Annotated in this window: 19 protein-coding genes and 5 tRNA genes; 18 read left to right on the forward strand and 6 right to left on the reverse strand. The window is 72.9% G+C overall.

Annotated features, from left to right (window positions below; all coding sequences use genetic code 11):
- Positions 1-8: 8 nt before the first annotated feature.
- Complete coding sequence (locus OG550_RS24470) at positions 9-3,824, reverse strand: nitrate- and nitrite sensing domain-containing protein (protein WP_327680951.1); 3,816 nt, start codon at positions 3,822-3,824, stop codon at positions 9-11.
- Between the two features lie 686 nt (positions 3,825-4,510).
- Between OG550_RS24470 and OG550_RS24475 the strand changes: the two genes are divergently transcribed.
- The 8 genes from OG550_RS24475 to OG550_RS24510 all read left to right on the forward strand — a co-directional run bounded on the left by OG550_RS24475 (position 4,511) and on the right by OG550_RS24510 (position 8,042).
- Positions 4,511-4,732 carry a hypothetical protein gene (locus OG550_RS24475; RefSeq protein WP_327680953.1) on the forward strand — a complete coding sequence of 74 codons (222 nt, stop codon included), beginning with the start codon at positions 4,511-4,513 and terminating at the stop codon, positions 4,730-4,732.
- A 231-nt stretch (positions 4,733-4,963) separates the two neighbouring features.
- Positions 4,964-5,764 (forward strand): fumarylacetoacetate hydrolase family protein, encoded by an 801-nt coding sequence (locus OG550_RS24480; protein WP_327680955.1) that lies wholly within the window; start codon positions 4,964-4,966, stop codon positions 5,762-5,764.
- Positions 5,757-7,256, forward strand: coding sequence for a glutamate--tRNA ligase (gltX, locus tag OG550_RS24485; protein WP_327680957.1), 1,500 nt, complete (start codon positions 5,757-5,759; stop codon positions 7,254-7,256). Before OG550_RS24480 ends, gltX begins: the two co-directional genes overlap by 8 nt.
- A gap of 270 nt (positions 7,257-7,526) precedes the next feature.
- A tRNA-Gln gene (locus OG550_RS24490) sits at positions 7,527-7,598 on the forward strand.
- A gap of 50 nt (positions 7,599-7,648) precedes the next feature.
- Positions 7,649-7,721 (forward strand) — tRNA-Glu (locus tag OG550_RS24495).
- 27 nt (positions 7,722-7,748) lie between these two features.
- A tRNA-Glu gene (locus OG550_RS24500) sits at positions 7,749-7,821 on the forward strand.
- Positions 7,822-7,847: 26 nt separating this feature from the next.
- Positions 7,848-7,923, forward strand: a tRNA-Glu gene (locus OG550_RS24505).
- A gap of 44 nt (positions 7,924-7,967) precedes the next feature.
- A tRNA-Gln gene (locus OG550_RS24510) sits at positions 7,968-8,042 on the forward strand.
- Between the two features lie 198 nt (positions 8,043-8,240).
- Here OG550_RS24510 and OG550_RS24515 read toward each other — a convergent pair.
- A complete protein-coding gene (locus OG550_RS24515) occupies positions 8,241-8,954 on the reverse strand; it encodes an IclR family transcriptional regulator (RefSeq protein ID WP_030306825.1) in 714 nt (237 codons plus the stop codon).
- A 231-nt stretch (positions 8,955-9,185) separates the two neighbouring features.
- On the opposite strand from OG550_RS24515, the gene leuC reads away from it, so the two are divergent.
- From leuC to OG550_RS24535, 4 genes are all read left to right on the forward strand, one after another.
- Positions 9,186-10,607: a 3-isopropylmalate dehydratase large subunit gene (gene leuC, locus OG550_RS24520; protein WP_327680959.1), complete on the forward strand. Its 1,422-nt coding sequence runs from the start codon at positions 9,186-9,188 to the stop codon at positions 10,605-10,607.
- Between the two features lie 5 nt (positions 10,608-10,612).
- Complete coding sequence (leuD, locus tag OG550_RS24525) at positions 10,613-11,209, forward strand: 3-isopropylmalate dehydratase small subunit (RefSeq protein ID WP_327680961.1); 597 nt, start codon at positions 10,613-10,615, stop codon at positions 11,207-11,209.
- Positions 11,210-11,392: 183 nt separating this feature from the next.
- Positions 11,393-11,740 (forward strand): hypothetical protein, encoded by a 348-nt coding sequence (locus OG550_RS32815; RefSeq protein ID WP_442906072.1) that lies wholly within the window; start codon positions 11,393-11,395, stop codon positions 11,738-11,740.
- Between the two features lie 133 nt (positions 11,741-11,873).
- A complete protein-coding gene (locus OG550_RS24535; RefSeq protein WP_327680963.1) occupies positions 11,874-12,593 on the forward strand; it encodes an HU family DNA-binding protein in 720 nt (239 codons plus the stop codon).
- 163 nt (positions 12,594-12,756) lie between these two features.
- Here the strand turns inward: OG550_RS24535 and OG550_RS24540 are convergent, their stop codons facing one another.
- On the reverse strand, positions 12,757-12,978 hold the full coding sequence (locus OG550_RS24540; protein WP_327680965.1) for a hypothetical protein: 222 nt from the start codon (positions 12,976-12,978) through the stop codon (positions 12,757-12,759).
- 54 nt (positions 12,979-13,032) lie between these two features.
- Positions 13,033-13,752, reverse strand: a complete 720-nt coding sequence (cofC, locus tag OG550_RS24545; RefSeq protein WP_327680966.1) for a 2-phospho-L-lactate guanylyltransferase — start codon at positions 13,750-13,752, stop codon at positions 13,033-13,035.
- A gap of 214 nt (positions 13,753-13,966) precedes the next feature.
- Here cofC and OG550_RS24550 point away from each other — a divergent pair, with 214 nt between their 5' ends.
- The 3 genes from OG550_RS24550 (at position 13,967) to OG550_RS24560 (ending at position 17,000) form a co-directional block, all read left to right on the forward strand.
- On the forward strand, positions 13,967-14,797 hold the full coding sequence (locus OG550_RS24550) for a lysophospholipid acyltransferase family protein (protein ID WP_327680967.1): 831 nt from the start codon (positions 13,967-13,969) through the stop codon (positions 14,795-14,797).
- Positions 14,794-15,795 (forward strand): NAD(P)H-dependent glycerol-3-phosphate dehydrogenase, encoded by a 1,002-nt coding sequence (locus OG550_RS24555; protein WP_327680969.1) that lies wholly within the window; start codon positions 14,794-14,796, stop codon positions 15,793-15,795. The genes OG550_RS24550 and OG550_RS24555 overlap by 4 nt, the downstream gene beginning before the upstream one ends.
- Positions 15,796-15,857: 62 nt before the next feature.
- Positions 15,858-17,000 carry a D-alanine--D-alanine ligase family protein gene (locus OG550_RS24560; protein ID WP_327680971.1) on the forward strand — a complete coding sequence of 381 codons (1,143 nt, stop codon included), beginning with the start codon at positions 15,858-15,860 and terminating at the stop codon, positions 16,998-17,000.
- A gap of 62 nt (positions 17,001-17,062) precedes the next feature.
- On the opposite strand, the gene OG550_RS24565 is transcribed toward OG550_RS24560, so the two are convergent.
- Positions 17,063-17,578 carry a DUF3515 domain-containing protein gene (locus OG550_RS24565; protein WP_327680973.1) on the reverse strand — a complete coding sequence of 172 codons (516 nt, stop codon included), beginning with the start codon at positions 17,576-17,578 and terminating at the stop codon, positions 17,063-17,065.
- Between the two features lie 20 nt (positions 17,579-17,598).
- Complete coding sequence (locus OG550_RS24570) at positions 17,599-17,832, reverse strand: Lrp/AsnC family transcriptional regulator (RefSeq protein ID WP_327680975.1); 234 nt, start codon at positions 17,830-17,832, stop codon at positions 17,599-17,601.
- A gap of 219 nt (positions 17,833-18,051) precedes the next feature.
- On the opposite strand from OG550_RS24570, the gene OG550_RS24575 reads away from it, so the two are divergent.
- From OG550_RS24575 to thiD, 3 genes are all read left to right on the forward strand, one after another.
- Complete coding sequence (locus tag OG550_RS24575) at positions 18,052-19,017, forward strand: thiamine-phosphate kinase (protein ID WP_327680977.1); 966 nt, start codon at positions 18,052-18,054, stop codon at positions 19,015-19,017.
- A 241-nt stretch (positions 19,018-19,258) separates the two neighbouring features.
- The gene (locus tag OG550_RS24580; protein WP_327680979.1) at positions 19,259-20,284 is read left to right on the forward strand and encodes a 6-phosphofructokinase; all 1,026 of its coding nucleotides are present in this window, start codon (positions 19,259-19,261) and stop codon (positions 20,282-20,284) included.
- Positions 20,285-20,307: 23 nt separating this feature from the next.
- Positions 20,308-21,138, forward strand: a complete 831-nt coding sequence (gene thiD, locus OG550_RS24585; protein ID WP_327680980.1) for a bifunctional hydroxymethylpyrimidine kinase/phosphomethylpyrimidine kinase — start codon at positions 20,308-20,310, stop codon at positions 21,136-21,138.
- The last annotated feature ends 128 nt before the right edge of the window (positions 21,139-21,266 follow it).

Below are 21,266 nucleotides of genomic sequence, written 5' to 3' on the forward strand. Positions count from 1 at the left end.
GATTCAACTCAACGCTCCTGATGATCTGCGGCGTTGCCGTCGGTCCGGCCCCCGAAACTATCGAACCCGGGCTGTTGGGCACCATGGTGGAATCCGGCCTGATTGCCCTGGTTCTGGGCCGGGCCCTGGCCGGCCGCCTGCTCGGCGCCGACCCGTCGGCCCTGCTGGATGCCGCGGCGCAGGTTGGTCAGGCGGCCGCGCACCTCCTCGGGGGCGCGGGACACCTGAGGACCGGTCAGCGGGGACGACTCGGCGGTCCCGGAGACCAGGTTGGCCTGCGGGGTCCGCCGGGGGAGGCCCGACATGGTGACGCCGCTGGTCGAGGGCTCGCGGACCTGCTCGGCCCGGCGCCAGCGCTCGTCGTTGGCGGACGGGCGCCACGGGGCGTCGCCGGGGCCGCCCTGCGGGTCCTGCGGGGCCTGCGGCTGGGCCGGGGCCTGCGGGGCCTGCGGGGCCGGAGCCTGCGGGGCCTGGGCCTGCGGAGCCGGAGCAGGGGCCTGCCGTCGGGCCTGCTGGGGAGCCTGGGCCTGCGGGCCCTGGGCCCGCTGCGGCCGGCCCTGGCCGCCCTGCTGCGGGGCAGGACGGCCGGGCGCCGGCTCGAAGCCCGGTGCGGTGGTGCCGGGGCGGCGCGGCTGGTACGGGCGGGGGCGGGACCCCTGCTCGCCCGTGCGGGCCTCGTCGCCGTACCAGGCCTGCTCGGCCGGGGCTCCGCCGTCGGACGGACCGGTGGGCAGGGCCATCGGCTCCGGCCTGGCCGGCGGCTGCTGCGGCTGGGCGGCCTGCTCCGGACGGACCGGCTCCGGACGGGCCGGGGTCGGCACGTTCGGCAGCACCGGCTCGACCAGACCGAGGCCGAGCGGGTCGCGCGGGTCGATGTCGCTGGCCTCGAAGCGCGGGCGGGCGAGCTGCTGGGTGCTCTCCAGCGGCGCCGGCTCGGCCGACGGGAGCGGCTGGGCGGGCTGGGGCTGCGGGAGCTGCTGCGGCTGCTGCTGGCGGGGCTGGCCCTGCTGCGGGAGCTGCGGCTGGCGGCCCTGCGGCGGCGCACCCGGACCGGGGCGCTGCGGTCGGCCCTGGCCCTGGCCCGGGCCCTGCTGGCCCGGTCGGCCCGGAGCCTGCTGGCCCGGCTGACCAGGGCCCGGCTGACCCGGAGCCTGCTGGCCGGGAGCCTGCTGGCCCTGGCCGGGACGCTGGCGCTGCGGCAGCCCGTCCTGCGGACGGTTGCCCGGGCGGGTGCCGTGCGGCGCACCGCCCGGCCGCCCGGGCTGGTCGGCCCAGCCGTGCTGCGGCTGCTCGGGGGTCCGGCCGGCCGGACCGCCCTCGGCCCGCGGCCGCTCCTGGCCGGGGCGCGGGCCGGCACCGGGACCGCCCTGCGGGGCGCCCGGCTGCTGGCCGCGGCGGGGCAGGCCGTTGGGAGCGCCCTGCGGCGGGCCCTGCCGGCCGGGGGTGCGCTGGGGCAGGCCGCCCTGCTGGCCGGCGGTGGGCTGGCCGCCCTGCTGGTTCTGCTGGTTCTGGGGGGCCTGGGCGCCCGCCCGTCCGCCCTGGGCCGGTGCGTTCTCACGCAGCGACTGCCCGGCCTGGCGGGTCGGCAGACCCCCCGGGCCGCCGGGCGCACCCGGGCCGCCGGGGGTGTTCGGCCCGCCGGGACCGCTCTGGCCCAGCTGGGGCCGGTTCTGCGGGGCACCGCCCGCGGGGCCCTGGCCGAGTGCGGCCGGGGCCGCGCCCGGACCGCCCGGCACCTGGCGCTGCTGGCGCGGCGTCGGGGCGACCCCGCGCTGCTGCTTGGCCTGGGCCGGGCCGGGGCGGCCGGCGCCGCGGCGGTCGGCGGAGTTGGTGACGTCCACCGGGAGCATGACGAGCGCGGTGGTGCCGCCGGAGTCGCTGGGGCGGAGCTGGATCCGGATGCCGTGCCGCAGGGACAGGCGGCCGACCACGAAGAGGCCCATGCGGCGGGAGACGGAGACGTCCACCGTCGGCGGGTTGGCGAGGCGCTCGTTGATCTCGGCGAGGTCGTCGGGGCTGAGGCCGATGCCGGTGTCGTGGATCTCGACCAGCACCCGGCCGTCCGGCAGCGCGTGGCCGGTGACCCGGACGCGGGTCTGCGGGCTGGAGAACGACGTGGCGTTCTCCAGCAGCTCGGCGAGCAGGTGGACGAGGTCGTTGACGACGCGGCCGGCGACCTCGGCCGACGGGACGGAGGCCAGTTCGATGCGCTCGTACTGCTCCACCTCGGAGGCGGCGGCGCGGAGCACGTCGACCAGCGGGACGGGGCGGGTCCAGCGGCGGCCCGGGTCCTCACCGGCGAGGACGAGGAGGTTCTCGCCGTTGCGGCGCATGCGGGTCGCGAGGTGGTCCAGCTTGAAGAGGTTGGCCAGCTGGTCCGGGTCGGCCTCGCGGCTCTCCAGCTCGGAGATGAGCGACAGCTGGCGCTGGATGAGGCCCTGGCTGCGGCGCGACAGGTTGGTGAACATCGCGTTGATGTTGCCGCGGAGGAGGGCCTGCTCGGCGGCGAGGCGGACGGCCTCGCTGTGCACCATGTCGAAGGCGTGGGCCACGTGGCCGATCTCGTCGGCGGAGTCGACGGCGACCGGTTCGACGGTGACGTCGACGTCGTGCGGGTCGCTCTCGGAGAGCGTCTTGACCAGCTCCGGGAGCCGCCGCTCGGCGACGTCCTCGGCCGCGGCCTGCAGCCGGGTCAGCGAGCGCACCATCGAGCGGGCGATCAGACCGGCGCCACCGAGGGCGACGAGCAGCACGAGCGCGACGGCGGCACCGATGATCAGGGCCTCGGTGTCGGCCTGCGACTGCAGTTCCTGGGCCTTGCCGTCGAGGTCCTCGATGAGCTTGGACTCGATGCGGCGCTCGGCGGAGATCTTGGCGGTGGACTGCTCGTACCAGTCCTTGAAGCTGACGGTCTCGCTCTGGTGGATACCGCTCTGCTGGAGGATCGAGCGCGCGTAGCGGTCGGCCGCGGCGACGACCGAGTTGTAGCTCAGCTGGCCGCGCAGGTTGTCCAGGTCGCGCGAGGTGTAGATGTTGTTGAAGCCGGTGAGCGCGTTGTCGTAGGACGAGCGCAGCCGGATGCCGAAGGACTCGTCGCTCAGGCTGAGGTTGGGGCCCTCGGGGTTGGCGAGCGCGGCGCTGATCAGCGCGCGCTGCTGCGAGGTGGAGTTCTTGGCGAGCGAGAACTGCTGCAGGGCACGGGTGGAGCGGACCAGCTCGCGGTTGTTGGAGGCGAGCGCGATGTCCTGGGTGATCGACAGCAGGTCCCGGATGATCACGTCGTAGGCGGTGATCGTGGCCTGGATGTTCTGGTTGTTCTGGTACGGCGTGCCACGCGCGTCGGAGACCGAGTTCAGGTCCTTGCGGATCTGGAAGAGCAGCGCCTTGCCGCCGGAGAGTTCGAGGTTCTCGAACTTGTCCGAGGACGCGGTGAAGGTGCGGCTGAGGTCGTCGGTGACCTTGCGGGCGGCGACGATGTCGTCGTCCAGCGGTGCGTTCGGCTTGGCGGTGATCGGGCCGGCGCTGATGTCCCGCTCGTTCTGCAGCGCGTTGGCGAGGTCGGTCGCCTTCTTGGCCAGGTCGGAGAGGTTGGCCATCTGGGCCAGCTGCTGCGAGGTTTCGAGCGAGGTCTGGATGCGCAGGCCACCGAGGACCAGCGCGACCATGACCGGCAGCGCGAGCAGCGCGATCAGCTTGCTGCGGATTCGCCAGTTGCGCATGGCGAGCCGGCTCACGCCCTTGGCCCGTCGGCGGGTGAGCGTGGTCCGGAGCTTGTCCCGGGTCGACTTCCGGTCGGCCCCGTCCTCCTCCGGCCTGCCGATCACCTCGGGCGCCGGTTCGGCCGGGCCGCCGGGCGTCGCCGCCTGCTGGGGGGCTGTCGCGGGCTCACGCGACTCCGGGTCACCCGCGGCGCCGCTACCCCTTTTGAAACGTCCCTGCACTGGCGTCGCAACCTCTGGACCGGGCGTCCCGCCGCGTCGCCGCGGCCTGGACGGTGTCGAGTTTCCATCCGCACCCCGGCCGGTCCGGGAGAGCGGGTCACCGGGGTGGACTACTCCCTACCCACGGTCCGTGGCATTCCAGCACAGCCGGGGAATCCCAACAAGGGCCGCCAGGGCACGCGGGGCGGTGCTACCCACTGCGCGCGGGATCTCACTGACTGTGCGGCAAACGGACCGGAATACCGCCTTTTTCGGACACTCGTCGGATACATGCCAAGCTGGCCCGAGATCAACAAGAGTCGCAGAGCTTCGGGTATGACCGATATATCCGGTTATGCCGGTAAAAGCTGATGCGGCGATATGTCGGATATAAGAGAATTGCTCTTCAATTTGTGAGCAAAATCACAGGTCTATGTGTAGCTTTGGTCACGGTGACTGTGGAAAGAGATCCGTAACCTGGCTGTATCCGGAGCACGGCCCCGATCAGCCTGCCCAGAATCTCCCCGAATCACTCAGGCCGGCGCCGGTCCCCGCGGACCGCCCGGCCACGACCATGAGGTGCTGACGCGATGTCCCAGGCGAACACGGCCGGCAAGTCCCCGTCCTCCAACGGTTCCACCGCGAACCCGCGCCGGACGACGCTGGCCTCGGTGGAGGACTTCGGCAAGGTCCCCGGCGCCCGCAAGGTCGAGGACGTGGCCACCTACGCCACCGAGCTGCCGGTCTCCACCGCGAACCCGCGCCGCACCCGGCTGATGGTCGCGCCGGTGGTGAACGTCCCGCAGAACTGAACCGTTCCGCGTGTGCCGCGAGGGGCGCCGCGGTCCGACCCGCCCGGGTCGGACCGCGGCGCCCCTCGCCGCGTCCGGGGCGCAACGGCCCCGAACAGGGGCAAAGCGGTCGCCCGGGGGCCCACGCGATAGCCTGGTCAGCGATCGAGCGGGGCCGGGCCCAACGGGCGCGGTGCCCACCAGCGCCCGGGCGCGCCCCGGGCGGCCGTCGAAGCGAGGGGTAGCCCAGCCGTGCGCATTGCCAGGTTTTCCGTCCGGGAAGGGAGCCCTGCCGCCGGCAGCGTCTCCTTCGGCGTGGTCGAGGGGGACCCGGCCAGGCCCGAGTCGCTGGTCGTCCACGCCCTGGCCGGCCACCCGTTCGGGCAGCCCCAGCCGACCGGCGAGAGCTACCGCCTCCAGGACGTCCGGCTGCTCAGCCCGATGCTGCCCAACAAGATCGTCGCGGTCGGCCGCAACTACGCCGCGCACGCCGCCGAGCTGGGCAACGACGTCCCCGACGTCCCGCTCACCTTCTTCAAGCCGTCCACCGCGGTGATCGGCCCGACCGAGTCGATCGCCTACCCGCCGTTCTCCTCGGACGTCCAGTACGAGGCCGAACTCGCCGTGGTGATCGGCCGGATGTGCCGCGAGGTGCCGCTGGACCGGGTGCCCGAGGTGATCCTCGGCTACACCTGCGCCAACGACGTCACCGCGCGCGACGTCCAGCAGCGCGAGGGCCAGTGGGCCCGGGCCAAGGGCTTCGACACCTCCTGCCCGCTCGGCCCGTGGATCGAGACCGACCTCGACCCGGCCGACCTCGCCATCACCTGCACCGTCAACGGGGAGCTGCGGCAGACCGGCCGCACCTCCCAGATGGTCCGCTCGGTCGCCGAGCTGATCGTCCACGTCTCCGAGGCCATGACGCTGCTCCCCGGCGACGTCATCCTCACCGGCACACCCGCTGGGGTGGGCCCCCTCAACGTCGGCGACGAGGTCGCCGTCTCCGTCGAAGGCATCGGCACTCTCGCCAACAAGGTGATCAAGCGTGGCTAACACCGACCCCACCGTCCGGGTCCGCTTCTGTCCGTCCCCGACCGGCAACCCCCACGTGGGCCTGGTCCGGACCGCCCTCTTCAACTGGGCCTTCGCCCGCCACCACGGCGGCACGATGGTCTTCCGGATCGAGGACACCGACTCGGCCCGCGACTCCGAGGAGTCGTACGAGCAGCTGCTCGACGCCATGAAGTGGCTGGGCTTCGACTGGGACGAGGGCCCGGAGATCGGCGGCCCGCACGCGCCGTACCGCCAGTCGCAGCGGATGGACGTCTACGCCGACGTCGCCCGCCGCCTGCACGAGGCCGGCCACGCCTACCGCTGCTACTGCTCCACCGAGGAGCTGGACGCCCGCCGCGAGGCCGCCCGCGCGGCCGGCAGGCCGTCGGGCTACGACGGTCACTGCCGCGACCTGACGGCCGACCAGGTGGCGGTGTACGAGCTGGAGAAGCGCGAGCCGATCCTGCGGTTCCGGATGCCGGACACCACCATCGCGTTCGACGACCTGGTCCGCGGCACGCTGAGCTTCGAGCCCGAGAACGTGCCCGACTACGGCATCGTCCGGGCCAACGGCGCGCCGCTCTACACCCTGGTCAACCCGGTGGACGACGCCCTGATGGGCATCACCCACGTGCTCCGCGGCGAGGACCTGCTCTCCTCCACCCCGCGCCAGGTCGCGCTCTACGCGGCGCTCGCGGACATCGGCGTCGGCAACGGCACCACCCCGCGCTTCGGCCACCTGCCGTACGTGATGGGCGAGGGCAACAAGAAGCTCTCCAAGCGCGACCCGCAGGCCTCGCTCAACCTCTACCGCGAGCGCGGCTTCATCCCCGAGGGCCTGCTCAACTACCTGTCGCTGCTCGGCTGGTCGCTCTCCGCGGACGACGACATCTTCTCGGTGGAGCAGCTGGTCGAGGCGTTCGACATCGCCGACGTCAACGCCAACCCGGCCCGCTTCGACCTCAAGAAGTGCGAGCACATCAACGCCGAGCACCTGCGCAAGCTCGCGCCGGAGGACTTCGTCCGCCGCCTGGTGCCGTACCTGCAGGCCCCCGGCCTGCTGCCGGCCGAGCCGACCGCCGAGCAGCTGGAGCTGCTGGCGAAGGTGGCGCCGCTCACCCAGGAGCGGATGGTCGTGCTCGGCGAGATCGTCGCCATGGCCGGCTTCCTGTTCGTCGCCCCGGAGGACTTCGCCCTGGACGCGGACGACGCGGCCAAGGTGCTGACCGCGGACGCCCGCCCGGTGCTGGAGGCCAGCGTCAAGGCGCTGGAGGCGCTGGAGGACTTCTCCCCGGAGCCGATCCAGGCCGCGCTGCGCGAGGCCCTGGTGGACGGCCTGGGCATCAAGCCCAAGTTCGCCTTCACCCCGCTGCGGGTGGCGGTCACCGGCCGGCGGGTCTCGCCGCCGCTGTTCGAGTCGATGGAGCTGCTCGGCCGGCCCGAGACGCTGCGCCGTCTGAACGCGGCCCTGACGGCGGTCCCGGCGGCCTGAGCGGTACCGGGGCCAGGACCCCGTCCGGGGCCCCCGGTGGTGCCCTGAGCAGCCCGCGGGCCCGGCTTCGTGCCGGGCCCGCGGCGCCCCCGGACGTCACCGGACGTCCTCCCCGCCGCTGCCTGGGGTTATCGATTTTGGAGCCAGGCCAGACGTCGGGTAATGTTCTTTCTGCGCCGCCCGGGAGGGAACGGACGAGGGAGTGAAACCCCGTCGGTAACCGAGCGAGGGGCGCAACGCCCGAGAAGGCCCGCGAGGGTCCAACTCTGGTGGGGTATGGTGTAATTGGCAGCACGAGTGATTCTGGTTCATTTAGTCTAGGTTCGAGTCCTGGTACCCCAGCGCAGTACAGCACCACCGCAGTACCGCAGTACCGCACAAAAAAAGATCAAGCCCCCGTTGTGTAGCGGCCTAGCACGCTGCCCTCTCACGGCAGTAGCGCCGGTTCGAATCCGGTCGGGGGTACTGGTCCCGCAAGGGACCGCCTGGAAAGCCCCCGTTGTGTAGCGGCCTAGCACGCTGCCCTCTCACGGCAGTAGCGCCGGTTCGAATCCGGTCGGGGGTACTGATTCCGCAAGGGATCGTCAGGAAGCCCCCGTTGTGTAGCGGCCTAGCACGCTGCCCTCTCACGGCAGTAGCGCCGGTTCGAATCCGGTCGGGGGTACCAGAGCAGGAAGGCCGGTGGGCTTACCCATCGGCTGATTGCTTTGTTGGGGTATGGTGTAATTGGCAGCACGAGTGATTCTGGTTCATTTAGTCTAGGTTCGAGTCCTGGTACCCCAGCCAGAAAGTACGGCCCCGGTTCACGCCGGGGCTTTTCGCATTTCCGGACGCCCGCGTGGAAACGCCCGCGCGGAGCCCGGCGGAAACGCCCCCGGACAATGCCCACCCATCCGAAAGGGCCCGCTCACCTGGTGAGCGGGCCCTTTCGGATGGGTGGGGGAGTTACTGCGGTGGGGGCGGGTGGGGGAGTGGGCGGGGCTCTCAGCTGCGGCGCAGGGCCTCGGTGAGGCGGTTGGCCGCCTCGATGATGGCCTGGGCGTGCAGCCGGCCCGGGTGGCGGGTCAGCCGCTCGATCGGGCCGGAGACCGAGACGGCGGCCACCACGCGGTTGGAGGGGCCGCGGACCGGCGCGGAGACCGAGGCCACGCCCGGCTCCCGCTCGCCGATCGACTGGGCCCAGCCGCGGCGGCGCACACCGCTCAGCGCGGTGGCGGTGAAGCGGGCGCCCTGGAGGCCGCGGTGGAGCCGCTCGGGCTCCTCCCAGGCCAGCAGGACCTGGGCGGCCGAGCCGGCCTTCATCGGCAGGGTGCTGCCGACCGGGACGGTGTCCCGCAGACCGGAGAGCCGCTCGGCGGCGGCGACGCAGATCCGCATCTCGCCCTGCCGGCGGTAGAGCTGTGCGCTCTCGCCGGTGACGTCGCGCAGGTGGGTCAGGACCGGGCCCGCGGTGGCGAGCAGCCGGTCCTCGCCCGCCGCGGCGGAGAGTTCGGACAGCCGCGGGCCGAGGATGAAACGGCCCTGCATGTCCCTGGTGACCAGACGGTGGTGTTCGAGTGCGACGGCGAGCCGGTGGGCCGTGGGGCGCGCCAGACCGGTGGCGGCGACCAGCCCCGCCAACGTGGCGGGGCCCGACTCCAGTGCGCTCAGCACCAGAGCGGCCTTGTCGAGAACGCCGACGCCGCTAGAGTTGTCCATGCCCTAAGACTGCAGTCTCAGTCCGCGAGACGCAAGTTCAATCTTCCGGGAAAAGCGCCACTCTGGAAGCAGCAGCCCGGGAGACATCCAGGATGCGACCCCGACCGGGTGTCCGCATCGTGGACACCTATCCGGTGTGCAGGTCGCACGGCGCGAGCCTCACAGGGCGGCGACAGCTTCGACCTCGACGACACGAGAAGGCCGGCAACGCGGCCGGCTGGAGGGAACCCGATGGGACGGACACTCGCAGAGAAGGTCTGGGACGACCACGTCGTGCGGCGCGCGGAGGGCGAGCCCGACCTGCTCTACATCGACCTGCACCTGCTGCACGAGGTGACCAGCCCGCAGGCCTTCGACGGCCTCCGGCTGGCCGGGCGAACGGTCCGCCGCACCGACCTCACGATCGCGACCGAGGACCACAACACCCCGACCCTGGACATCGACAAGCCGATCGCGGACCCGGTCTCCCGGGTCCAGCTGGAGACGCTGCGCAGGAACGCCGCCGAGTTCGGCGTCCGGATCCACTCGCTCGGCGACGTCGAGCAGGGCGTCGTCCACGTCGTCGGCCCCCAGCTGGGCCTGACCCAGCCCGGCACGACCGTGGTCTGTGGCGATTCCCACACCTCCACCCACGGCGCCTTCGGCGCGCTGGCGTTCGGCATCGGCACCAGCCAGGTCGAGCACGTGCTGGCCACCCAGACCCTGCCGCTGGCCCCGTTCCGGACCATGGCCATCACCGTCGAGGGCGAACTGCCCGACGGGGTGACCGCCAAGGACCTGATCCTGGCGATCATCACGAAGATCGGCACCGGCGGCGGCCAGGGCTACGTCCTGGAGTACCGCGGCTCGGCGATCCGCAGCCTCTCCATGGAGGCCCGGATGACCATCTGCAACATGTCCATCGAGGCGGGCGCCCGGGCCGGCATGATCGCCCCGGACCGGACCACCTTCGACTACCTCGAAGGACGCCCGCACGCCCCCGAGGGCGAGGACTGGGACGCGGCCGTCGCCTACTGGGAGACCCTGGTCACCGACGAGGACGCGGTCTTCGACCACGAGATCTTCATCGACGCCACCGAGCTGACCCCCTTCGTCACCTGGGGCACCAACCCCGGCCAGGGCGCCCCGCTCGGCGCGAACGTCCCGCACCCCGAGTCCTTCGCCGACCCGCAGGAGCGGGTCGCCGCCGAGAACGCCCTCGCCTACATGGGCCTGGAGGCCGGCACCCCGCTGCGCGAGGTCGCGGTCGACGCGGTCTTCGTCGGCTCCTGCACCAACGGCCGGATCGAGGACCTGCGGGCCGCGGCCGCGATCCTGGAGGGCCGCCGGGTCGCCGAGGGCGTGCGGATGCTGGTCGTCCCCGGCTCCGTCCGGGTCGCCCTGCAGGCCGTCGAGGAGGGCCTGGACAAGGTGTTCACCGCCGCCGGCGCCGAGTGGCGCCACGCGGGCTGCTCGATGTGCCTGGGCATGAACCCCGACCAGCTGGCCCCCGGCGAGCGCTGCGCCTCCACCTCGAACCGCAACTTCGAGGGCCGTCAGGGCAAGGGCGGCCGCACCCACCTGGTCTCCCCGCAGGTCGCCGCCGCGACCGCCGTCCTGGGCCGGCTGGCCGCCCCCTCCGATCTGTCGTCCAACGCCGCTGTGGAGGTCTGAGCAGCATGGAGAAGTTCACCACCCACACCGGCCGGGCCGTCCCGCTGCGCCGCAGCAACGTCGACACCGACCAGATCATCCCCGCCCACTGGCTCAAGAAGGTCACCCGTTCCGGTTTCGAGGGCGGTCTGTTCGAGGCCTGGCGCAAGGACGAGTCGTTCGTCCTGAACCGGCCCGAGCGCCAGGGTGCCACCGTCCTGGTGGCCGGCCCCGAGTTCGGCACCGGCTCCTCCCGCGAGCACGCCGTCTGGGCCCTGCAGAACTACGGGTTCCACGCGGTCGTCTCGTCCCGCTTCGCCGACATCTTCCGCGGCAACTCGCTGAAGAACGGCCTGCTCACCGTGGTCCTGCCGCAGGAGACCGTGGAGCGGCTCTGGGAGCTCACCGAGGCCGACCCGACCGCCGAGGTCACGGTGGACCTGGAGGCCCGCGAGGTGCGCGCCGAGGGCATCACCGCCTCCTTCGAACTGGACGACAACGTTCGGTGGCGGCTGCTGAACGGGCTGGACGACATCAGCATCACCCTGCAGAACGAGCCCGACATCGCGGCCTTCGAGGCGACCCGCCCGTCCTTCAAGCCGCGCACTCTGCCGGTGGCCTGAGATCCCGTTCTGAACAAGCATTCTGACGATCCGCCGGATGGCCCGCTCCCCCCTCGGGGGGGCGGGCCATCCGCCGTTCCGGGGCGGGAGTTGTCCCTCCCGGCCACCCCCCGATTGCCCATTCGGTAATGCCTCAGAGGGCCCCGCGCATGCACAACTCCGGGTAGATGGCACAATCAGTGCATGCACCGGCACCATGAACCTCCGTACGCGGGCGGCGAACCCGCGTCACCGGAGTCCACGGGCCGGGGATCCGAACGCCGAATTGACGATCGGCCGGACGTCGCCACCTCACCTGCTGAGGGGCCGGACGACCCGGAAGTCGCAGCGCTCTTCGCGCTTGTGGCCGAGCGGTTGAAGCAAGCTCACGACCGCGTGCATGCGCTGAACGTGTCTGCCGATGCAAAGACCGCTCTCACCCGTCAACTGCTGATCGTCACGGAGACCGCCAAGCGCGATCTTCCCGGGGCGGCGCGGCGGTTGAGTCGCTTTGTGCAGGACCTCGACGAGGGGCGCCCGCCCGTCGACTGAGGTCGCCGACGCGCAAATCCATTGCGACACTAGGGTGATTCGCGCGTTTGGTAATTGAAAGTCCGCAGATACATACCTAACGTGCGAAATGAACGGATGGAATCATCCGGCGCCCGTTTCCGAAGGGGAAGACGTGAACAAGGCTCAGCTTGTCGAAGCGGTGGCCGAGCAGCTGGGCGGTCGCAAGGCTGCCGCAGAGGCCGTCGACGCAGTGCTCGACACCATGGTCCGCGCCGTCGTGGCCGGTGACCGGGTGTCGGTCACCGGTTTTGGCACCTTTGAGAAGGTGGAGCGCTCCGCGCGCTTCGCCCGCAACCCGCAGACCGGCGAGAAGGTCAAGGTCAAGAAGACCTCGGTGCCCCGCTTCCGTCCCGGTCAGGGCTTCAAGGACCTGGTCAGCGGCAGCAAGAAGCTGCCGAAGGAAGGCCCCTCGGTGAAGAAGGCGCCCAAGGGCTCCCTCACCCCGGGCAAGAGCGGTGTCGCCGCGACCCCGGCCGCCAAGCGCGCCGCCACCAAGCGCGCCGCCACGGCCGCCGCTGCCGCCGCCCCGGCGAAGAAGGCCGCCGCCAAGAAGACGGCCACCACGGCCGCCGCGAAGAAGACCACCGCGACCGCCGCCAAGAAGGCGACCGCCACCAAGAAGGCCACCACCACCGCCGCCGCGAAGAAGACCACCGCGACCGCGACCAAGAAGACGGCGACCACCGCCGCGAAGAAGACGGCCACCACGGCCGCCGCGAAGAAGACCACGGCGACCGCCGCCAAGAAGACGACCGCGACCGCCAAGAAGACGGCTCCGGCGAAGAAGACCGCCACCCGCAAGACCACCGCGCGCAAGACCAGCGCGAAGTAGTCCTGCCGGACGGCCTTCGAGAGCCGTGGCGCAGCACCCCGTCCGGGTTTCCGGAAGGGGTCGGCGCCACGGCTCTCCGGCTTTCCGCCCCGCTTCCCGCCCGCCGGTTCCCCGGCTTTCCGGTCTTTCGGCTCCGCCTTCCGGCGCGCCGGTGCCGGCGCGGTCAGGCCTCGGCCGGGTCCGGGAAGGTCTGCAGCGTCACGAAGACCACCCGGCGGGCCGTTCCGGCGCCCTCGGTGCGGATCCGCACCCGCTGGCCGGGGCGCAGCAGCCGAAGGCCGCCGGCGTCGAAGGCGGCCGCGTCGAACGGCACCGGGGTCCCGTCGTCGAGCAGCACGGAGCCGGCCCGGGTGGCGGGGTCGAAGGTGAACGCGGTGGCCTGCATGGCAGCAGCATAGCGAGCACCGCCGACAGTCCCCGGTGGCGTCCGCGCCGCGGCTCAGCGCCGCCCGGGGGGCCCGGGCGCGTCCTGCACCGGCAGGTACCCGAGGCGGGCCGCCAGGGCGCGGGTGTGCCGTCCCACACCGAGGGCCAGGGCCGCGGCCAGGTCCTCGCCCGTGTCGACGTCCCGGCGGACCGAGTCCACGCCGGACAGCCGCAGTTCGCGGGCGCCGCCGGCGGTGTGCCGGGCCCGCGAGCCGTCCCCGAAGGCGGGGGCGAGCGGGCTGCCGGGGGCGCAGGCGAGCAGCGTGGTGCCCAGCCCCGGGGCGTCGGGCAGGAAGGCGCGGCCGGTGGCCGGTACGGCGGCGAGCACCCGGCCCAGTTCGGCCGGGCGCAGGGCCGGCAGGTCCGCCGAGAGTGCGGCCAGCGGGGCGTGCGGGGCGAACGCCAGCGCGGCGGCCGCACCGTGCGCCAGTGCCTCGTTGAGCCCGCCCCCCGGTTCGTCGTCGACCACCAGGGCGCCGAGCGCGGCGAGCAGTCCGCCCGCCGCCGGGTCCGTGGTCACCACCAGGACGCGGCTGACCTCGGGGGCCGCCAGCGCGGCGGTGACGGTGTCGAGGGCGAACGCGAGGGCCAGGTCCGGGCGGTGCGGACCGGCGAACGGCGCCAGCCGGGACTTGGCCCGGGCGAGCGGCTTGAGCGGCAGCACCAGCGACCAGCCGGCGGTGGGTGCGGCGGGCGCGACGGGCCCGCTGGGGCGTACGGTGTCCTGGGTCATCGGCGTCATTGTGGCGCCGGTCCCGGAGCCCTCGCCAGGCCGTCCGAACTGTGCGGACGTGCGTTTGATCACGCCCGCCCGACGTGCTGGCGGGGTTGCTCGACAGCCGGTGAGCGGTCGGGCGAGACTGTTCCGCGCCCGGGCCCCGAACCGGGGTCGCGGCAACGTGACTGACGCGGCACCCCACGTGCCGCACGGATGAGGAGGACCTGGGGTGGCCCGCCGCTCGTACGCCAGCTTCGGCAACGCCGACTACGGCATCTGGTACCGCTTCGCGGCCGTGCTGGTGAAGCCGGTGACGACCGCCCTGGTGAAGCCCGACTGGCGGGGCTGGGAGCACCTCCCGAAGGAGGGCGGCTTCATCGCCGCGGTGAACCACAACTCGGTCATCGACCCGGTGGTCTACGCGCACTGGCAGTACAACAGCGGACGGCCCCCGCGGATCCTCGGCAAGTCCTCGCTGTTCTCCGTGCCGTTCATCGGGTTCATGCTCCGCAAGACCGGCCAGATCCCGGTCTTCCGCGAGTCGACCGACGCCGCGCAGGCCTTCCGGGCCGCGATCGACGCGGTCGACGGCGGTCAGTGCGTGCAGTTCTACCCGGAGGGCACGCTCACCCGGGACCCGGACCTGTGGCCGATGACCGGCAAGAGCGGGGTGGCCCGGGTCGCGCTGATGACCGGCGCACCGGTCATCCCGGTGGCGCACTGGGGCGCGCACGAGATCATCCCGCCGTACGGCAGGGGCGGCTCCGGGAAGGGCCGGTTCAACCTCTTCCCGCGCCACCGGGTGACGGTGGCGGCCGGGCCGGCCGTCGACCTGAGCAGGTACCAGGGCCAGGAGCTGACCGCGCAGGTCCTCCGGGACGCCACCGAGGACATCATGACGGCGATCACCGCGGTGCTGGCCGAGATCCGCGGCGAGGAGCCGCCCGCCGAGCGGTACGACATGCGGGAGGCGGCCCGGCACCGGGCCGCCGCGGCGGCGGCCCGCAGGCAGAAGGCGGCCGGACGGGCCGGCGACGAGGCCGAGGAGGCCGGCAAGTGACGCGATGCGCCGTGTTCGGAACGGGTTCCTGGGGCACCGCGTTCGCGATGATCCTCGCGGACGCCGGCTGCGAGGTGACCCTCTGGGGCCGTCGGCCGGAGCTGGTGGACGCGATCCACGGCACCCACGTCAACCCCGACTACCTGCCGGACGTCCCGCTGCCCCCGTCGATCCGGGCCACCACGGACCCCTCGGTGGCGCTGGCCGGAGCCGACTTCGCCGTGCTCGCGGTGCCCTCGCAGACGCTCCGCGAGAACCTGGCCGCCTGGGCGCCGCTGATCGAGCCGCAGACCGTGCTGGTGAGCCTGATGAAGGGCATCGAGCTCGGCACCGCCAAGCGGATGAGCGAGGTCATCGGCGAGGTCACCGGTGTCGGACAGGAGCGCGTGGCCGTCGTCAGCGGCCCCAACCTGGCCCCGGAGATCGCCAACCGGCAGCCCGCCGCGAGCGTCGTCGCCTGCACCGACGAGTCGGTCGCCAAGCGGTTCCAGGCGGCCTGCCACACGCCGTACTTCCGGCCGTACACCAACACCGACGTGATCGGCTGCGAGCTGGGCGGCGCGGTGAAGAACGTGATCGGCCTGGCCGTCGGCATGGCCAACGGCATGGGTCTCGGCGACAACACCAAGGCGACGCTGATCACCCGCGGGCTGGCCGAGACCACCCGGCTGGGGCTGGCGCTCGGCGCGGACGCGCACACCTTCGCCGGGCTCGCCGGGATGGGCGACCTGGTGGCGACCTGCTCGTCGCCGCTGTCCCGCAACAACACCTTCGGCACCAACCTGGGCCGGGGGATGTCGCTCGCGGAGACCATCGCGGCGACCCGGCAGACCGCGGAGGGCGTGAAGTCCTGCGAGTCGGTGCTCGACCTGGCCCGGCGCAACGGCGTCGACATGCCGATCGTCGAGGCGGTGGTGGACGTCGTGCACAACGGCCGCCCCACCCAGGAGGTCCTGCAGGCGCTGATGTCCCGCTCCGCCAAGCCGGAGCGGCGGTGAGCGGCACCGCGCAGGGTGGCTGACCCTCCCGGAACGGGCCGCACGGTAATCTCGGTCGCGATATGAGCATCGAACAGACCTCCCAGAACCCGTCCGGGAAGCCGCGCGTCGCCGTCGTCTTCGGCGGGCGCAGCTCCGAGCACGCCATCTCGGTCTCCACCGCGGGCAGCGTGCTGAGGGCGATCGACCGCGACAAGTACGAGGTGCTGCCGATCGGCATCACCCACGAGGGCCGCTGGGCGCTGGTCAGCGACGAGCCGGCCCGGATGACCATCACCGACGGCCGGCTGCCGGACGTCGCCCACGTCGCCGAGTCCGTCGAGGGCCAGGTCGCGCTGCCGCTCGGTCCGGGCAGCCGCGAGGTGGTCTGGAGCGAGCCCGGCGCCGCGCCCAAGGCGCTCGGCGAGGTCGACGTGGTCTTCCCGCTGCTGCACGGCCCCTGGGGCGAGGACGGCACCCTGCAGGGCCTGCTGGAGCTCTCCGGCGTGCCGTACGTCGGCAACGGGGTGCTCTCCAGCGCGGTGGGCATGGACAAGGAGTTCACCAAGCGCCTGCTGGCCTCCGAGGGGCTGGGCGTCGGCAGCTACACCGTGGTCAGGCCGCGCGAGTGGGAGACCGAGGAGGGCCGTGCCGCGGTCCGCGAGCGCGCCGCAGGGCTGGGCCTGCCGCTCTTCGTGAAGCCCTGCCGGGCCGGTTCGAGCATGGGCATCACCAAGGTCAAGGACCTCTCCGACCTCGACCGCGCGATCGAGGAGGCCCGCCGGCACGACCCCAAGCTGATCATCGAGGCAGGCGTCTCCGGCCGCGAGGTCGAGTGCGCGGTGCTGGAGTTCGAGGACGGCCCGCGGGCCAGCGTCCCGGCCGAGGTCCTGGTCGGCGGCGACTTCGAGTTCTACGACTTCGAGGCCAAGTACATCGACTCCTCCGAGGTGCGGATCCCGGCCGAGCTCACCGCCGCGGAGACCGCCGAGATCCGCCGCCAGGCGGTCGCCGCGTTCGAGGCGCTCGGCTGCGAGGGCCTGGCCCGGGTGGACTTCTTCCTGCTGGAGGACGGCAGCTGGATGGTCAACGAGATCAACACCATGCCCGGCTTCACCCCGATCTCGGCCTACCCCAAGATGTGGGAGGCCAGCGGGCTGTCGTACCCGGAGCTGATCGACCGGCTGCTGCAGGCGGCGCTGCGCCGCTCGACCGGCCTGCGGTAGCCGCGCGGACGACGCGGAAGGGCGGGCCGGAACGTTCCGGCCCGCCCTTCCGCGCGCACGTCCTAGGGGACGGTGGCCGCCACCGCTTCGGAGAGGGCCGCGCCGGCTTCCAGCGGGTTGGGGGTGGCCCCGCGGGGGACGGTCAGCTCGACGAAGGCCGCGCGCTGGGTGACGGTGAGCCGGTAGCCGCCGTCCTTCAGCGGCTCCGGCCACCAGGTGACGTCGTTGAACGTCGGCGTGATCTCCGCCTGCTTCTCGTCGACCAGCGCCTCCGGGTGCGGCACGCCGCAGCGCAGCACGATGCGCTGCGGCGGGGCGCCCCAGGCGGCGACGTACGGGGAGGCGGGCTTCGGGTCCTTGCGGGGGTGCCCGAGCAGCTCCTGGGGGAGCGCGGCGGCCAGTGCCCGGCAGTAGCCGGCCGCCCTGGCGGACGGCTGGGGGATCTCGATCTTCTCGGGCGTGCCCCAGCTGCCGATCAGCACCACCACGGTGCAGGTCAGCGCGAGCGGCACCGCCAGCCACCGGACCGGGGCCGGCAGTGCCGCCAGGAAGCGGGGGACACGGGGTTCTCGGGTCACCCGCCGATGGTATGCGGGTCTTACAGGTGGACCACCGGACAGGTCAGGGTGCGGGTGATCCCCTCGACCTGCTGGACCTTCGCCACGACGAGGCGGCCGAGGTCGTCGACGGTCTCCGCCTCGGCCCGGACGATCACGTCGTAGGGACCGGTCACGTCCTCGGCCTGGAGGACTCCGGGGATCTTGGAGATCGACTCGGCCACGGCGCTGGCCTTGCCGACCTCGGTCTGAATCAGGATGTAGGCCTGTACCACGGGGACCTCCCGGCGGCTGGGTACGGGGATCGCCGCCGTGATCGCCCGGTCAGGCGTCGGGGGTGGGGAGCGGGCTCACCGGCAGTCTGATCACCACGCTACCGCGCAGCGGGGCGGGGAGGGGAGACCTGTGCGCCGTCGGAGGGCGTACGCTGCGCGCGGAAGCGACTTGGACGTACGGCGCACGTGCGCACGCGATGGAGACCGAGAGGACGGCAGATGCAGGGGACCGTGGGCGAGCTCGGCGAGTTCGGACTCATCAGGGAGCTGACCGCCCGGGTACCGCTCACCGACGCGGTCGACCTCGGCCCGGGTGACGACGCCGCCGTGGTGAAGGCCCCGGACGGCCGGGTGGTGGCCACCACGGACGTGCTGATCGAGAACCGGCACTTCCGCCGGGACTGGTCGACCGCCTACGACGTGGGCCGCAAGGCCGCCGCGCAGAACCTGGCCGACGTGGCCGCGATGGGCGCGGTGCCGACCGCGATCCTCCTGGGCCTGGTCGCGCCCGCCGACCTGCCCACCACCTGGGCGACCGAGCTGATGGACGGGCTGCGCGACGAGTGCCAGGTGGCCGGGGCGACGGTGGTCGGCGGCGACGTGGTGCGCGGCGACACCATCACGCTGGCCATCACGGCGCTCGGGGATCTGCAGGGGCGCGCGCCGGTGACGCGCGCCGGGGCCCAGGTGGGTGACGTGGTGGCGGTCACCGGCTGGCTGGGCTGGTCCGCGGCCGGGCTGACCGTGCTGCAGCGCGGCTTCCGCTCCCCGCGGGCCTTCGTGGAGGCGCACCGCCGCCCGGAGCCCCCGTACCACGCGGGCCCGGCCGGTGCGGAGTTGGGCGCCACCTCGATGATCGACGTCAGTGACGGGCTGGTCGCGGACCTGGGCCACGTCGCCAAGGCCAGCGCGGTGGACATCGACCTGCGGGCCGCCGACTTCGACGTCCCGGCCCAGATGGCGGACATCGGGCAGGCGGTCGGCGTGGACCCGCTGGTCTGGGTGCTCTCCGGCGGCGAGGACCACGCGATCGTGGCGACCTTCCCGCGCGGGGTCCAACTGCCCGCCCGCTGGCGGGTGGTGGGCGAGGTCGTGGGCCGGGCGCGGGCGGCGCGCGGCGGCCGGGTGACGGTGGACGGCGAGGCCTGGGACCGGGTCGGCGGCTGGGACCACTTCTCGGAGTGACCGCGGGCGCGGCCGGGGCGGCGCTCCCCGGCCGACCGGGCCGCGGGGCCCGCCGGTTGACGCCCCGTCGGGTGCGCGGGCGGGGCGCGCCCGGGGGCGCGCGACGCTCCGGACACGTCCGGCGAACCGGTTCCGGGTGGGCCGAGCGCGTAGGCTTGCCGCATCCGGACCGCCCGTCGTCGGCATGGGTGGTCTGAACCACTGTGGTCTGAACCACTTCGGAGCGGGAGAGCACACCACCATGCGTATCGGTGTCCTGACCAGCGGCGGCGACTGCCCCGGCCTGAACGCGGTGATCCGCTCCGTGGTGCACCGGGGCACCGATGTGCACGGCGACGAGATCGTCGGCATCGAGGACGGCTTCCTCGGCCTGATCGAGGGCCGCACCCGTCCGGTCTCCCACGACGACGTCACCGGCCTGCTGACCCTCGGCGGCACCATCCTCGGCTCGGCCCGGGTCCAGCGCGACCGGATCGCCTGGGCGGTGGAGAACGCCAAGACCCTCGCCCGCGACATCGGCATCGACGCGCTGATCGCGATCGGCGGCGAGGGCACGCTCACCGCCGCCAAGATGTTCAGCGACGCCGGACTCCCCGTGGTCGGCGTGCCGAAGACCATCGACAACGACATCGACGCCACCGACGTCACCTTCGGCTTCGACACCGCGGTGCACGTCGCGACCGAGGCGATCGACCGGCTGAAGACCACCGCAGAGTCCCACCAGCGCGTCATGGTGGTCGAGTTGATGGGCAGGCACACCGGCTGGATCACCCTCACCGCCGGCATGGCCGGCGGTGCGCACGGCATCCTGATCCCGGAGAAGCCGTTCGACATCGAGGGCGTGGCCCGGATGGTCGAGGACCGGTTCGCCCGCGGCAAGAAGTTCGCCATCATCGCCGTCGCCGAGGGCGCCGCGCCGATGCCCGGCACCATGCGCTTCGACCACGGCGAGGTCGACCGGTTCGGCCACCGCACCTTCGGCGGGATCGGCAACCGGCTGGCCAACGAGCTGGAGAACCTGCTCGGCAAGGAGGCCCGCCCGGTCATCCTCGGCCACACCCAGCGCGGCGGCACCCCGACCGCCCGCGACCGGGTGCTCGCCACCCGCTTCGGCTGGCACGCGGTGGAGGCCGTCCACCAGGGCGCGTTCGGCCACTTCACCGCACTGCGCCGGGGCGAGATCCGGCTGGTGCCGGTCGCCGAGGCGGTCACCCGGCTCAAGACCGTGCCCGAGGACCGCTGGGCGGAGTCGGAGGCGGTGCTCTGAACCGGCGCCGGTAGGTTGGGGGCATGTCCCTCCCGTCCTCCGCCCCCGCTCCCGCCGGCCCCTCCACCGCGCCCCCGCGCGTCCTCACCGTGGCCGGCTCCGACTCCGGCGGCGGCGCCGGCATCCAGGCCGATCTCAAGGCGATGCTCGCCCTCGGCGTCCACGGCATGAGCGTGATCACCGCCGTCACCGCGCAGAACTCGCTCGGCGTCCAGGGCTACTGGGAGCTGCCCGCCGAGGCCGTCCGGGCCCAGTTCCGCAGTGTGGTGGACGACATCGGCGTCCAGGCCGTGAAGACCGGCATGCTCGCCTCCATCGAACTGGTGGAGACCGTCGCCGAACTGCTGGCGCCCGTCGGCGCACCCGTCGTCGTCGACCCGGTCGGCGTCTCCAAGCACGGCGACGCACTGCTCGCCGCCGAGGCCGTCGCGACCGTCCGCGAGAAGCTGCTCCCGGTCGCCACCCTCGCCACGCCCAACCTCCACGAGGTGACGCAGCTCACCGGCCGGACCGTGGAGAACGAGGCGCAGATGGTGGACGCGGCCAAGGCGCTGCTGGACCTCGGCCCGCGCTGGGTGCTGGTCAAGGGCGGCCACCTGGAGGGCGAGGCGGCCGACCTGCTGTACGGCGGCGCGGGGGAGGAGCACTGGTACCGGGCGCCGCGCTACGACAACCGGCACACCCACGGCACCGGCTGCACGCTGGCCAGCGCGATCGCCTCCGGGCTGGCCAAGGGCGAGCCGCTGCCGGAGGCGGTGGCCTCCGCGAAGGAGTACATCACCGGCGCGATCGCCGGCGGATTCGCGCTCGGCGGCGGGATCGGCCCGGTCGACCACGCCTGGCGCTGGCGCTGAGCCGGACCGGGAAAGACCGATGGGCGGGCCCGTGAGGGCCCGCCCATCGGCGGAACGGTCGGTTGATCCGCCGGGCAAACAGGAAGCCGGCCCATCCGAGGATGAACCGGCTTGCTGGAGGACCGGCG

Origin of the sequence: Kitasatospora sp. NBC_00458, from assembly GCF_036013975.1 — a bacterium.
Taxonomy (GTDB): Bacteria; Actinomycetota; Actinomycetes; order Streptomycetales; family Streptomycetaceae; genus Kitasatospora.